This is a genomic window from Halothiobacillus neapolitanus c2, from assembly GCF_000024765.1.
Lineage (GTDB): Bacteria > Pseudomonadota > Gammaproteobacteria > Halothiobacillales > Halothiobacillaceae > Halothiobacillus > Halothiobacillus neapolitanus.
Genome location: NC_013422.1, coordinates 966594 through 979616 on the forward strand (window position 1 = coordinate 966594; position 13023 = coordinate 979616).

General features: G+C 51.4%; 15 protein-coding genes. 2 read left to right on the top strand and 13 right to left on the bottom strand.

Annotated elements, in window-relative coordinates:
- Positions 1–2: 2 nt before the first annotated feature.
- Entirely contained in the window at positions 3–563 is a 561-nt protein-coding gene (locus HNEAP_RS04525) for a UPF0149 family protein (RefSeq protein ID WP_012823774.1), read from the bottom strand.
- Positions 564–773: 210 nt separating this feature from the next.
- Between HNEAP_RS04525 and HNEAP_RS04530 the strand changes: the two genes are divergently transcribed.
- Positions 774–1046 carry a hypothetical protein gene (locus HNEAP_RS04530; protein WP_012823775.1) on the top strand — a complete coding sequence of 91 codons (273 nt, stop codon included), beginning with the start codon at positions 774–776 and terminating at the stop codon, positions 1044–1046.
- 5 nt (positions 1047–1051) lie between these two features.
- Entirely contained in the window at positions 1052–1357 is a 306-nt protein-coding gene (locus HNEAP_RS04535; RefSeq protein ID WP_012823776.1) for a cell division protein ZapA, read from the top strand.
- Between the two features lie 91 nt (positions 1358–1448).
- Here HNEAP_RS04535 and HNEAP_RS04540 read toward each other — a convergent pair whose 3' ends face one another.
- The 12 genes from HNEAP_RS04540 to HNEAP_RS04595 all read right to left on the bottom strand — a co-directional run bounded on the left by HNEAP_RS04540 (position 1449) and on the right by HNEAP_RS04595 (position 12906).
- On the bottom strand, positions 1449–1895 hold the full coding sequence (locus HNEAP_RS04540; RefSeq protein ID WP_012823777.1) for a hypothetical protein: 447 nt from the start codon (positions 1893–1895) through the stop codon (positions 1449–1451).
- 213 nt (positions 1896–2108) lie between these two features.
- The gene (gene folA, locus HNEAP_RS04545; RefSeq protein ID WP_012823778.1) at positions 2109–2642 is read right to left on the bottom strand and encodes a type 3 dihydrofolate reductase; all 534 of its coding nucleotides are present in this window, start codon (positions 2640–2642) and stop codon (positions 2109–2111) included.
- Positions 2639–3058 carry a phosphate-starvation-inducible protein PsiE gene (locus HNEAP_RS04550; protein ID WP_012823779.1) on the bottom strand — a complete coding sequence of 140 codons (420 nt, stop codon included), beginning with the start codon at positions 3056–3058 and terminating at the stop codon, positions 2639–2641. The genes folA and HNEAP_RS04550 overlap by 4 nt, the downstream gene beginning before the upstream one ends.
- Before the next feature lie 29 nt (positions 3059–3087).
- Positions 3088–3882, bottom strand: a complete 795-nt coding sequence (locus HNEAP_RS04555) for a thymidylate synthase (protein WP_012823780.1) — start codon at positions 3880–3882, stop codon at positions 3088–3090.
- Positions 3879–4706, bottom strand: coding sequence for a prolipoprotein diacylglyceryl transferase (gene lgt / locus HNEAP_RS04560; protein WP_012823781.1), 828 nt, complete (start codon positions 4704–4706; stop codon positions 3879–3881). The genes HNEAP_RS04555 and lgt overlap by 4 nt, the downstream gene beginning before the upstream one ends.
- A 379-nt stretch (positions 4707–5085) precedes the next feature.
- A complete protein-coding gene (locus tag HNEAP_RS04565) occupies positions 5086–5727 on the bottom strand; it encodes a microcompartments protein (RefSeq protein ID WP_012823782.1) in 642 nt (213 codons plus the stop codon).
- Positions 5728–5811: 84 nt separating this feature from the next.
- On the bottom strand, positions 5812–6114 hold the full coding sequence (locus HNEAP_RS04570; protein WP_012823783.1) for a hypothetical protein: 303 nt from the start codon (positions 6112–6114) through the stop codon (positions 5812–5814).
- A gap of 31 nt (positions 6115–6145) precedes the next feature.
- Positions 6146–6949 (bottom strand): CbbQ/NirQ/NorQ/GpvN family protein, encoded by an 804-nt coding sequence (locus tag HNEAP_RS04575; RefSeq protein WP_012823784.1) that lies wholly within the window; start codon positions 6947–6949, stop codon positions 6146–6148.
- A 52-nt stretch (positions 6950–7001) separates the two neighbouring features.
- Complete coding sequence (locus tag HNEAP_RS04580; RefSeq protein ID WP_012823785.1) at positions 7002–7337, bottom strand: P-II family nitrogen regulator; 336 nt, start codon at positions 7335–7337, stop codon at positions 7002–7004.
- Positions 7334–10474: a DUF2309 domain-containing protein gene (locus HNEAP_RS04585; protein WP_012823786.1), complete on the bottom strand. Its 3141-nt coding sequence runs from the start codon at positions 10472–10474 to the stop codon at positions 7334–7336. The genes HNEAP_RS04580 and HNEAP_RS04585 overlap by 4 nt, the downstream gene beginning before the upstream one ends.
- Before the next feature lie 4 nt (positions 10475–10478).
- A complete protein-coding gene (locus HNEAP_RS04590; RefSeq protein ID WP_012823787.1) occupies positions 10479–11225 on the bottom strand; it encodes a hypothetical protein in 747 nt (248 codons plus the stop codon).
- 1 nt (position 11226) lies between these two features.
- Positions 11227–12906, bottom strand: coding sequence for an NADH-quinone oxidoreductase subunit 5 family protein (locus HNEAP_RS04595; RefSeq protein ID WP_012823788.1), 1680 nt, complete (start codon positions 12904–12906; stop codon positions 11227–11229).
- Positions 12907–13023 lie beyond the last annotated feature (117 nt).

A 13023-nucleotide genomic window follows, 5' to 3' on the forward strand; every position in this document is an offset into this window, starting at 1 on the left:
TTTTAGTGTGGACGTGACGACAAGTGGCCGCCACTAGGGACGGGGGGGTGCACGTTGATGTACATCACGATCAGTGCCGCGCTCAGATAATCGATGATCTCATGCAGGTTGATCTCATCTTCTTCATCATCGTGCGTATGATCGACCTCATCATCCAGCGCGGCGATCGCTTGCAAATCATCGAATACTTCTTTAGCTTCGGGTGAGAGCTGAGCTGGGTCTGGGCCTTTGCCGACGGCGTAGCCATAAAGTACGCTCTGTGCGAACTCGATCAATGCCATCAGGCGGTCACGAAAGGGTTGATCGTCTTCCGGGAAAATCAGGCTCAGACCAAGATTGTCTGCGGAGGTGATCTGGTTGATTGCCTCGGCGTACATGGCTTTCAGACTGGCAGGCATGATGTTTGGAGTGGCCTCGTCAGATAACTCAGACAACCACTCCGACTCTGAGGCATGGCCTTTGCCGAGCCACAGCCCAATGAGGGTGCCCTGTGCTTCGCTCGGGCTGAGCACTGCGCCGATATCATGTAAATCGTCTCTGAGTTGTGGGTAATGGACAGGCATAAACACTCGCTAGAAAAAACGCCAGCTCACTAAATGAGTTTTTGTGAAAGGGATATTGTCAGCTCATTGGAGACAAAATGATAGACTGAACCCGTTCATGTGCCCTCTGCTTGCTCTGCTCGCACTTTTCGCGCACAGAAATAGTGACCTCGGAAAGTCGCTTGGGTTCGGAACGTATCAATTCATACTTTACTATTCAGGGAAATGCGCATGTCAGCCGCCACCGCCGACTCATCTGATCAGCCCTCGATTGAAAACCACAACCTTGCCGAGCCAATTGCTGTTGGTGCGTCATCCGATCCATTGACGGAGCGTGTTGAGCGTTTGATTCAAACCTGCCGAACGTTGGATCTTCGTCGAAGGGAATACCAGGAAACAACTGAACGACTCACGGATGAGAATATCCAACTCCGGCGGGTTTTATCGCATACGCAGCAGCAAATACAACAACTGGTCGAGCAGATCAGGCAGATGGAAGAATAGATCGTATGAACAACACTTCAAAACCACTCACAGTTCGTATCCTTGAAAAGGACTACCGGATTGCCTGTCCACCCGAAGAGCAGGCCATTCTGTTTCGTACGGCCGACTATGTTAATCAAGCCATGGTGCAGGTGAAAAAGAGCAGTCAATCGCTCAGCACTGAGCGCGTTGCCGTGCTTGCGGCGCTGAATATCGCGCGTGAATTGATTGAAAACAACCCTAACAGTTTGCAACAACCCGTGCACGATACGCATGCTGAAGAACTGATCGATCGGATCGACGCAGCCTTGCATGAGTTCGGCCACCCTTGAAGGCTCGGCACAGCTGAGTTTTCCAAACACCACTCTTCGTTTGGAGCGTGTATCTAGGGAACCTCTTCCTGTACCCCGACGCGAGGAATAATCAGTGCGAAGGGTTTTGCTCTTCAGCGCGGATCAGCGCGGGCCAGAACTGACGCAATGCATCCAGAGGTACTGGCGAGGGGGATTGCAGATAACGCTCCGCGCCGGGAAGGAGGCTTGGATGCTTTTTGGTCATCGCTTGCATCCAGTTCAAATCACGAAAAGACAGAAAACCGTTCTGCAATCGAACAGACCATGCCAGTGTTTTAGCGATGATTTCTGCCGGTGTTAGCGTAAACCAGACCGCTGCCATTAACACAGGAATGCCCAGCAACGGGTAACCCGAGGCTTGATCTGATAGCAGCAGCCATTGCATCAGAAAAAAACCACCAGCAAGCGCCATGAATGAGGCATAGGTGTATCTGTACTGAATGACGATGGCATGTATGCGATTGAGTCGTTCGATCAATTCGGGCTGATAGTTGAAATCATCGCGTAAATCAAACATGGCGACTCCTAGCACTTTCTTTGGCGCTTGGCTGCTATAAAAACTCTTATGAAGATAATATGACATGCAGCGTCCGACCGCCACATTGAATTGACTTAGGGAATCTCGAAAAAACTGTCATTCCCGCGTCGGCGGGAATCCAGCGCCTTGATTTTTCTGGGTTCCCGCTTTAGCGGGAACGACGAACCACAGGTATTTCGAGGTGCCCCTTAATCAGATATGGTGCGCTTCAGGCGTATCGGATTGATTCTTGGGAGGGGTGATGCGCTGCCAGGTCATGAAACTGTACGGAAAGGGGTTATCTGCATCAGCGGGATGATTTTCTTCGATAACCAGACGCCAGTCGCGACGGTTGTACGCTGGGAAAAAGGCATCACCATCATCGATGGTCGTGTGTACCAGCGTGAAATAGAGTCGATCTGCACGCGGCAGAAACTGGTAATAAATATTCGCACCACCAATGACCATGACCTCGGGGGCCTGGTCTGCGGCTTCAAGCGCCATATCCAGGCTATCAACGACCGTCACACCATCGGCATGAAAATCGGGATTACGGCTGATGACTATATTTTTCCGACCCGGCAGAGGACGACCAATCGAGTCATAGGTTTTACGCCCCATGATAATCGGCTTGCCCATGGTGATCTTTTTGAAGCGCTGCAAATCGGCCGGTAGCGACCACGGCAGGGCATTGTAGCGCCCGATGACCTGATTGCGTGTAAGCGCGGCAACTAATCCAATTTTCATGACTGATCCGGTGACCCGCCAGGAAATCGAGCGGAACTGTATTTGATGACGAGAATTGCGATGGCCAGCAAGGCAATGGCGCCTGTATAGGTAATGATCGTTATGTTGCTCATGACTTTGATATCGACCACGAGCACCCGGGTAATCGCCGTGATGGCGATATAGATCAAAAACCGCACGGGCATTCGCTTGGTCTGGAAATAAATCCCGATCATCGCGAGGATTTCAAGATAAATGAAGAACAACAGCAGGTCGTCGAGAGATGGTGTGCCTTTATGCAAAATATCGACGACCGATGCGGTGGTTGACCAAAGTACGGCGACCCACAAAACAAACAAGAGCAAAACGTGGGCAATGTTATTGAGTTCGTTGCCGACCCTTTCTATGAATTTATGACTTGATGATAAACCCGACATCTTGTGGCCTCGCTCTGATTATGGCTTGATTATACGGCAACTGGCGCTGCGATATGCGGCAAGGGTGCATAGTCTTCAAGCACAAAATCATCGAATACGAACGACTCGATTGAGCGACGCTCAGGGTTGATCTTCATGGTCGGTAATTTGCCTGGCGTGCGCTCGAGTTGGGTACGCGCCTGTTCAAAATGGTTGTGGTAGATGTGTGCATCGCCCAGCGTATGAACGAACTCGCCGGGTTTCAGACCGGTGACCTGCGCAATCATGAGGGTGAGCAGGGCATAGCTTGCGATATTGAAGGGCACGCCCAGAAAAATGTCAGCGCTGCGTTGGTACAGTTGGCAGGAAAGTTTGCCATCGGCGACATAAAACTGGAACAACAAGTGGCAGGGCGGCAACGCCATATTCGGCACATCCGCCGGATTCCAGGCAGTGACGATCAGCCGGCGCGATTCCGGGGTTGTCTTGATGTCGTGGATGACCTGACTCAGTTGGTCGATGGTGCGGCCATCGGGCGTGGCCCAAGAGCGCCATTGTTTGCCGTAAACCGGGCCAAGGTTGCCTTCCGCATCGGCCCACTCATCCCAGATACGCACGCCGTTTTCCTGGAGATAACGAATATTGGTGTCGCCCTGAATAAACCATAAAAGCTCATGGATAATCGAGCGCAAGTGCAGTTTTTTGGTGGTCAGCGCCGGGAATCCCGCTTCGAGGTCAAAGCGCATCTGGTATCCAAATAGGGATCTCGTACCCGTCCCGGTCCGGTCCCCCCGATCAACACCTTGCTCCATTACCTTCTGAAGTAAATCGAGGTATTGCTTCATGTGCTTTGCTCCGAGTTGGACGGTGAATTATCTGATCTGTCCATGATGCGTTTGTGATAGGCATACCAGAGCAGGGCGAATCCGAACATGATCATGGGGAATGAGAGGACCTGGCCCATGGTGAGCCACCCGTCCCACAAATAGCCGAGCTGCGGATCGGGTTCGCGCACAAACTCGACCAAAAAGCGGAATGTGCCATAGAAAATCAGGAACACGGCTGAAACAGCCATGCGTGGCCGCGGCTTGATTGAAAAGAAGAACAGGATCAAAAAAAGCAGAATCCCTTCGGAAAATGCTTCATAAAGCATGGAGGGCTGCCGTGGTAACGGACCGCCGGTCGGGAAAACCATGCCCCACGGCAGCGTAGTGACTTTGCCCCACAGCTCGCCGTTGATGAAATTGCCGATACGCCCGGCGAAAAGGCCGATCGGTACCAGTGGGGCAATAAAGTCCATCAACGTGAAAAAATGCAATTTGTATTTACGAGCGAAGAGGGCCATGGCAGTCATGACGCCAATCAATCCGCCGTGAAAGCTCATACCGCCGTCCCAGATCTGGAAAATGGTCAAGGGGTGGTGAATCAGCTCCGGCGCCTGATAAAAGACCATATAGCCGATTCGCCCACCCAATATGACCCCAAGAGCGCCATAAAAAATCAGGTCGTCTACCAGTAATGGGCTCAACGGCCAATTGGGTTTGGCTGCACGGTAGCGACCAAGTGCCCAAGCGCCGACAAAACCAACCAGATACATCAATCCATACCAATGTACCTTGAGTGGCCCTAAAGACAGCGCGACGGGGTCGATATGGGGGTAAGCCAGCATTGAGTTGCCTTTTTTAACTTATAGGGTCGGGGGGGAATTCTAGACGATTAGAGGGTTGGATGGGAGTGAGCGGTTGAGACCGCATGACCATTATTTACATGGGAGGCTAGAAAAACGCGTCATTCCCGCGTAGGCGGGAATCCAGCACCTTGATTTTTCTGGGTTCCCGCTTTCGCGGGAACGACGAATCATGGGTATTTCGAGGTGACCATATGATCAGGCAAAGAGGATTCCATAAATTAAAGTCTGCACGAATACTGACCTTTTCGAGCAGAAAAAGTTAGCCCAGTTGTCATTGGCGCGAGCCAGCGAAAATTCTGATGGTCTTGAGCGGAGCGTGTTCAGGTTAAGAGAACATTGCTTGAATGTCAGCGATTTCTTAGAACCCTTCAGCGCGACGCGCACGCGCGTTGATGCTTGCGATTGTGGCCTCAGCCGCCCGCATGGCTTCTTCGGTTTCCGCTTCGCTGCCCATCATGGTCAGGCGACCAAAGTTACCAAAAGCACGTACATCGATCAGAGTCACATGAGCTGCTTTCTCGGCCTCGTTGGCAGCCTGAACAATATAACCTGCCGGTTCTGTTTCAAGGATGAACATGCTTTTGCCCGGCAACAGCATAGAGCCTTTACGCAACTGGCGATTGATCAAGGTGGCATGATCGGGGGTAATCGCTCGAATGATCTCTTTCCATGCGATGCGACAAGGCAGACGATCTTCTTGCGCGTGATTGATTTCTCTTAAAACGGCCTCACCGGATGCGAGAACGTCGCTTTGGTTTCGGTAATGAATTTCCATCGAGCCAAAAGCACGCTCGACTACCTGTTCGCCGAGACGAACGTTCGTGGCCTTTAGCGCAATATCACTGAGGCGATGGACGGCCATGCCCGGCGCGACTTCAATCCACAAGCAGGCATCACCCGGAACGGGAAGAAAGCCTTGCGATGATGTCGCAAGATAGGATGCAAGCTGCGGTTGAAGCGAATCGATAAACGAATAGACGCGCAAATCAATGTTGTTCATGCGCATCTTCCCTGAAGATGCACACTGATTTCATTGATTTTCACTTGTATCTTGATTTGGGCGGATACAGTTTGGTCTGGAGTTTTAATCATCATCGGACAGTTCCGGGTCCCATCCATTTTCCCGGGCGCGTTTTAGTGCATCTTCCTGAATTCTTAGGTACTTTTCTTTAAGCTCGGGTGGCAAGCGGCTCGGGATGTGTGCATACGGTTCCCAGGCAGCAAACACCTTTTCATACAGCATTTGAATCTGTGTGTGGGTCCAGCCGGTACCCGTTTCCGTTTCTGGAATAAAGCCAAACAGCCAACCATCTCGGATAATTTTTCCGATGTGCGTCATGCCGCCTTGTGCGTCAAGATCAAGACCGACATAGCTGGTGTGTTTCATGTTGTGCGTATTACCTGTTGGTACGGAAGGCTTAAAAGAACGTTTTGACGACGGTGTCGAGTGCATCGCGCATGTCGACATCATCTGTGATCGGGTTGACAAGCGTCATGGTGCAGGCAGCGCGGGCATCAACGCCTTTGGCAATCAATTTGCCTGCATAGACTAACAGACGCGTGGAGAGGCCTTCATCCAGGCCATGACCCTTGAGGTTACGTGCTTTTTGTGCGATCTGAACCAGTTTTTCAGCAGTGTCTTTATCAACCCCGGCCTCGTGGCTCACAATTTCGGCTTCAATGTCTGGTTTAGGGTAGTCAAAATCAAGCGCACCAAAACGTTGCTTGGTGGATTGCTTGAGGTCTTTCATCAGGCTTTGATAGCCCGGATTGTAAGAAATCACGATTTGGAAATCGGGATGCGCTTCAACCAATTCGCCCTTTTTCTCAAGTGGCAGTACTCGACGGTGATCGGTCAATGGATGGATGACGACGATGGTATCCTGACGGGCCTCAACAATTTCATCGAGGTAGCAGATGGCACCAATGCGCGCAGCGACCGTAAGCGGGCCATCTTGCCAACGGGTGCCATCTTTATCGAGCAAATAGCGGCCGACAAGATCGGATGCCGTCATGTCTTCATTACACGCGATGGTGATTAAGGGGCGGTTGAGCTTCCAAGCCATATGTTCGACAAAACGTGATTTACCACAGCCGGTCGGGCCTTTGAGCATCATGGGAATGCGTGCTTCGTAACCGGCGCGATATAACTCGATTTCGTCTTGTACAGCTCGATAATAGGGCTCTTTGCGTACGCGATATTGATCTGCATTTTGTGTCATTTAAATTGCCTTGTTCTGGTCGATGTAGCCGTCTTTCTGATTTAAATCGTATTTATTTAGCGTCTGTTTTGAACTTGACCGGACGACTGACCTGAATGTCAGAAACAAATACTACTCCGCTGTGTTTGCTGAAAAAGGGGGCGAAGCCTTCCAGCAAGGGAGAAACGAGCTCTTCCGGAACGGCGGTGATGATCATGTTCAGCACTTCATCTTCGTTAAACATGAGATGGCCTTCATGAAAGCCTTGAGCCCCTTTGCCTGAAAGGTTGCCGACAATGGTGTAGCCCTTGACGCCTGCTCGGTCGAGTAAATCCGTGGCGAATGATTGATGTTCACCTTCGAGGATGATTTCCAGTTTTTTCAATTGGGTAAGGTTGAGGTTTTTCATGCGCTGAGTTCTTCTTCAAGCAAGGGTTTGACCGAGGGCGTGTACTGCGGATCATTGTTGAGATTGTACCATTCGCCGCGATCATAAAAAAGACGATCGCCCGTTTCCGGATCAACGACAACAACAGTGATCCAGCCGTTGGTAATCAGGGACATCACCTTGGGCAATCGACCCGCTACTTCGAGGGTGAATGCTGCGGGTGCTTCGATAATCGCCAAGAGACGGATGGGCTCGTGGTATGGGCGTCCATCTTTAAGCACCGACTGTGCTGGTAACCCTGTTCGCAAGTCACTTAAATTACCCGTAACCACACCAAAACGACCTACGACGTTGTGATAGGCCTTGCTGCCACTGCCAAAGTGTTCGTTATCTACCGCTGAGAAATAATGCTCAAGATTGATCCACTGGCCGATAATTAGCGGGTTGCTGAGAATGTTTTCAAGGTGGCGGCCTTTGGGATCGAGTCGATAATCGTAAGACTGCAAAAACGTTCGACCGCTTAAGTTCGCACCCTCGGTCAAATGTCGGCCGCCGGCGACGACGCTCGCATTTCTCGCCAAGCCCCACTCTGGCCGAACTTGGGTCCAGTCGCTGGCATTCCGCTCAATTTGTTTTTGTGCCGATAATGTGTCGATGTTGGGCGAAGGATGATCAAGCAGAGCAGGCAAGCGTTCTGCCGCTGACAAACGGGTGGCCGCACGTAAGCCGTTACGCAAGCGTTCGAGGTAAACAAGATGGCTGTTTGGAAGCAAATCAAGGTCTTGCAGTGACAATTGATCGGTTGTGGTGTTGTGCATGACGGACACAAACCAAGTATCTTCAGGTATCTGGATGCCTTGCTTGGCCAGTCTGCGACGTACTTCAGGCTTATTGGCCATGTGGGCAAGCACCCGGGCAGAAACCAGCCCATGACTACCACCACATGCACCGCAGTCAAGCGCGGATTCGTAGGGATTATTGTCGGAAGTGCTGCCGTGACCGGCCAATAAAACAAAGCGTGAAAAGTTTTCGGTCAATCCGATGGATGTGAGTGCCTTGTCAACATAAAACACCTGTTCATCGAGGCTAAAACCAATCCTGGCCAAGCGTTCCATTTGCATGGAAACAAATGAGCGATTGATTTTATAGTCCTTTTTCAGCCCTGCGATAAACTGAGTTTCGGCCGTTGGGCTCAAGGCGAAACGGCGCGCGAATTCGGTCTGTTCGTGATAGTTATCCATGGCCGCTTCGCGCAGTTCGCGGATCATGGCATCGGTGACTGCTTCGCGTTCGATGCCAAATTCCTGATGAATGGCGCGCACAATCATGGCGCGTTGCAGCGAACGGACGATTGAGTCGGCTTGTTCGCGGGTGAGTTTATCCACCAGCAAACGAGTTGCCTGTGCTTTTGGTTCGATATGATTGCGTATTTGGGTGTAGCGTCGCGGGGCAATGGTTTTGCCGATCATGTCGAAACCAAACAGCAAACCGGCCGCTTCAACCGTGAAGTAGGGTGAAAGGATCGAGCTTTTCATCTCATGTAGCACATGGTCGGCGGAAGAATAAAAGTCTGTTTCAATGCTTGTGGCACCCACGGGCACTTCAAGCACCAGATTTTTAGGGGTAATGACCACCGGGCAAAGATTAACTTCACTGCCCTTGCCAAGGCCAATATAGCTTACCGGAACACCAAAAAACCCGGCGATACCATAGGTTTGATACTCGCCTACCGTTTCCAGATTACGGCGTATCGGCTCGGAGCGCACATCGATACAGAACAATGCCTGGGCAAAGGGCCGTTTTTCTTTTTTATGCGGTGCATACAGTTGAATCTGGTTGATGATTTCCCGTCGATAGACCGATTCCATCGCACGAAGCCAGATCATGCCTTCTTCGTTTTCAAACGCCTCGATAAGTGTCATGAGTTGCTTGATTTGAGGCGCATTCAGCGCCATAAGGGCATCGGTTTGCCCCGCTTTGCTGGCTAAATCACGAAGCGCATCAGCTTGTCGTGTTGCCTCGAATTGGCGTTGTTGGCGCAGGTAGCCCGGAAGAATGTTGTTGATCCTTTGAGGCTTTTTATGCGACAGCGCATCATCAACATCATGAGCAAACGCGGGCAATATGCAGCCACCGTAATAGGCTTGACGCAGATAGCATTCGGCGGTGTGCCCTTCGATATATTCTTGCAGCACTTTGACTGTCATCGGTGTGCGCTTTTGACGGCTATGTTCACGGATCAAGGCCAAGCCTAAAACGAGCCGGATGGCCAGGAAATCGATGAGATCCCCCGGGTACTGCTCGGCCCAATAGTAGTGCTTGGAAGAGGAGCGCCAGCGAATAAAACCTGCCCAGCCATGCAAACGAGTCAGTTCGCGGGTAATCAGCCCATCCCAGTGAGCCTCCTCAATGCCCAGTTCGTCGAGAATGTAGGCGATGATGCCCTCTGGCGTATCGTCCTGATCGAGGATCTGTTTGATATGCATGCCACGTAAAAACAGGCGTAAATTACGTTTTGCCAGGGCCGTCCAAGCTGCGAACAATCCTTGGTGGCGGCCGGGCATTTGGATGGTTGATTGGCCTTCATCGAAAAAGTCGAGACAGCTTTTGATTACCAATTCATCGAGTGTGGTGCCCATTTGCGTGCCGAACAGCAAATCGATGGCTTCGTACAGGGGGCGCTCTGGTGCAAACTGCGCACATAAGCGTTGAGTTAGCGCTTTAAGATCGAGCGCCTCTGCATTTTCCAGTTGTTTCCCGTGCAAGGCTTGGAACACATCATCATGATCGGCGAGCGCGCGCGTTCTAGTTACTTTGTTCTTAACCGAACACATCAAGTCGCTAAGTAACGATGCCAAATCCAAACCGTTGAGCGTTTCTTGTTTTGAAATAAAATCGGCTATGTCACGCTTTATGCTGTTTTGATCAACTCGGCCTTCCTTGTGATAGCGCTGGTAATCCTCACGCGGCAAAAATCCCCGTGCGTGAAAGAGTTTTTCACCCTGGCGAACCGCCTGTTCGAAGGGCAGATGCTCCAGACCATGGAGCGGGTTATGGTGAATGAACGTCCGCATAGGCCAGAAATTGGGGATTGGCTCGGCAGCCATGTGCACCATGGAACGAATTTTCAGGCGTTTACCCAAAGGGAGTTTGCTCATGGGATCAAGCTCCTGTCCAAATCAGATTAATCACAACAATCGTTGCTATCAGGCCAACAAAGCCCCATGTTGTGGTTGAAGAGAGATCGGCGGCATCTGTCTCGGCGCGTGGCCCGAAAACAAACCCATTCAATAACCGCGTGCCTGCCCAACTCCAAAGCAACCAGGTAAGCAAAATCGGCAGAGCGAATAAGATGGAGCTATGCGCCAGCAATGCCAACATTGCAAAAAAACTGGGGAAAATAGGGAGTGCCATTGCGGCCAACACCACGATGACAATGACGCTGGATAAGCGCGGTAAAGCCCGCGCCAACCCCACAACTAAACCACTGTAAGCAGCGCCAAAACGTTCTTGCAGTGCAATGGCAATGAAGATCAGCAAAGCCGGCGCAACGGACATCCACAGGGCGAAACTGTGCAGTTCGCTACTGGCTGGAAGATCGGCGGCGATAATCCAAGCCAGCGCCCAGGCGGACGTGGCGAGCATCCCGGCCCACTGGGAGAGCACACGCACCGTCAGCAATCGCCAGGCATAGAAGACTGCCGTAAGCACTGCCCAGCCAACGAAGAATCCGGAATCCAGCGGCAAACCAGCCCATGCAAGCAAGAAAACGCCGATTTGAGGCCAGATAAAAATCAGCAGTACCCGCGCGATGGGGTTTTTGATTCGGCCGAGCAGGGCATTGAATACCATGCTCAAGGGGAACAAGGGCAGAAAGAACCCGGCCAGTAACATCAAGAAAAAGGACATATCAATACCACCTCATCCAGACATTGAAGCGTTTGGATGCATCAAGCAGCCAGTGCGCCATCCGGTCGTAGAGATCGGCTACATAAAATTCACGCGAGATCAGTGAGTAGAGAGTGAGGCGAACCGCTCCGAACCGGTCACCGAAAACCGATTTCTCACGACTGGCCAAATAGCTGCTAAACCAGCCTGCCACCACAATCAAAGCGAGCAAGAAAACAAGTCCGTCGAACGTCAGTTTATCGATGCCTGCTGCATGGTACAGCGCATTACGGAAGGCTTCTTCGGGGTAAAGGAAGTTTTCGAAAGCATGACCAATGAAGGTGTAGCCCACCACAATCAAGGTAAACGACAATAAAATCATCATCATCATGCGAATTGGGTTATTGGCATCCAGATGATGTGTGGCAAAAAGAACCTGAACCCCCGTAATCCAGCCGAAGAACAGCAGCACGATGGCACCTTGTTTTTCGAAAAAATCCGGTGCCACGAACCAGTGTGCAATAACCAGAATGAACAGAGGTACGACCAGCGTAGCCAAGCCGATAAATAACCAAGGCAATTTTAATGATGCAGACTTTCGTTCAACCAAGAAGGTGTGCAGAGGGTTATGTGGCACGCCGTCGTGCTTGCGTGCTTCATGAATCATGCTGCCCGAACCGAGGAACATGGTGCCTTTGAACAGACCATGCGCAATGAGATGGAACACGGCCAGAGAAAAAGCGCCAAGACCACACTCCATGACCATGAAGCCCATTTGACCCATGGTGGAATAACCCAGTGATTTTTTGATGTCGTTTTGCGTCAACATCAGCACCGATCCCACCAGCGCGGTAATCAGACCCACGACAAACAGCATGTGCAGTACGCCATCACTGTGAACAAAAACAGGCGCGAAGCGGTTGATGATAAAACCACCGGCGTTGACAATCCCCGCATGCATCAAAGCTGAAACCGGCGTCGGGCCCTCCATGGTATAGGGGAGCCAGGTATGTAGCGGGAATTGGGCGGATTTTGCAAAGGCAGAGAGCGCCACCAAAAAAGCAGCCGTTATCGCCGTGGGCAGCCCCATGATGGTGGCGTTTGGATCGGCCGCGATACGGGAAAATAAGGTGGGGAAGTCAATCGCACCATAGGTTTGATAAAGCAGCACGGCGGCGAGCACCAATGGCAAGTCCCCCAACCGGTACGTGATAAACGTCCAAAAGGCGTAGCGCTGGCTCGGCCATGATTCTGTATTCTGACCCAAAAGAAAGTAGAGCATGATGCCGATCATGTGCCAGGCGATCAGCAATGTGACCAAGTCACCGGCGGCGACCATAAGCAAAATGGAAGCGGTCATCAAATCCAGCAGCAAGAAGAACCGGGGATAGCCCGGTTCTTCGGTCATGTAGCGGATTGAATAGACATGAACAATCAGGCTGATGCCCGCTACAACCAGCGACATGATGCTGCTCAGCGGATCGACGTACAGACTGCCCCACATCGTGCCCAGAGAATGCCAGCTTGGGCTCGCATCGGTACCGATATACGCTACGAGCTGATATGCGGCAACAATGACGGTCAGTGTTCCCAACGCCACGCTCAGGTGGGCAACACGTTTACCGAGTCGAGCGGCAAACAATTGCACCAGTAGGGCGGACAGTAAGGGTAACAATGGAATTAACCATTGCAGGTTCATCATGCGCTTTCTCCATCACAGACCGGCCTTGGCCGGGTAGTTATCTTGCGTATACGCAAATTAAAATTAATCGGGTTTCAGGCGCATTGTCCTCGTATCCCGAGCAGCAATTTGAACAGC